General features: G+C 43.9%; 1 protein-coding gene and 1 pseudogene. Both read right to left on the bottom strand.

Going from position 1 to position 700, the window contains the following annotated elements; translation table 11 throughout:
• Window positions 1-440: pseudogene (locus FC65_RS10985) on the bottom strand (glycine/betaine ABC transporter); the annotation flags it as partial.
• The coding region (locus FC65_RS10980) for a CBS domain-containing protein (RefSeq protein WP_156408643.1) at window positions 440-700 on the bottom strand (261 nt) is incomplete at its 5' end. The pseudogene FC65_RS10985 and the gene FC65_RS10980, both read right to left, overlap by 1 nt.

Here is a 700-nt window from a genome sequence, read left to right as displayed (position 1 = left end):
GCTGGGATCAGGTAAACAAAGGCTGGCAGAGTCTGCATGAAGTCCAAGATCGGTTTGATCACAACTTCAGCCTTATTACTCTTAGCCATCCAGATCCCCAGCGGGATCCCGATGACGATCGCGATCAAACTTGACGACAAGACCAAAGTCAGGGTCTGTGTCATATCACGCCAATACCCTAAGTTCCAGATCAATAAAAGACCCAAAACTTCGAAAATCATGAAACCCAATTTCTTTTGGTCTTTCTTGACCCAATACGTTAAAGCCAAAATGACAATGATAAATAACCATTCCGGCAACAAATCAAAGACCCATTGGATCGCGTCAATGATGGTCTGGAAAAAAGCCGTAATACTGTTGAAAAATCCTGTAAATTTACTTAGCCAATCAACACCAGCGTTGATCCAATCGGCTAATGGTAATGCTCCGATACCCTTCATTAAACGCTCACCTCTTCCCCAGAAATAGCAGCCAAGACTGTCCCACGCAAGATAATACCCAGCAAATGATCATCATCATCGACCACGATATACGGGATCGGAGTCTTCGAAATATCATTGATCAGATCATTGATCGGTGTATCAGCATGAGTCTTGGGCACATCCGTCTTCAAAACAGACCGTAAATCTTTACTGTTTTTCTTGATCAGGTCCGAAACATCATGCGCGTCAGCGAAGCCGACGAACCTGTTTTCGTTATC

The organism is Ligilactobacillus acidipiscis DSM 15836, assembly GCF_001435755.1.
Taxonomy (GTDB): domain Bacteria; phylum Bacillota; class Bacilli; order Lactobacillales; family Lactobacillaceae; genus Ligilactobacillus; species Ligilactobacillus acidipiscis.
Note: the sequence above shows the minus strand (reverse complement) of the source record. Positions and strands in the feature narration are given on the sequence as shown.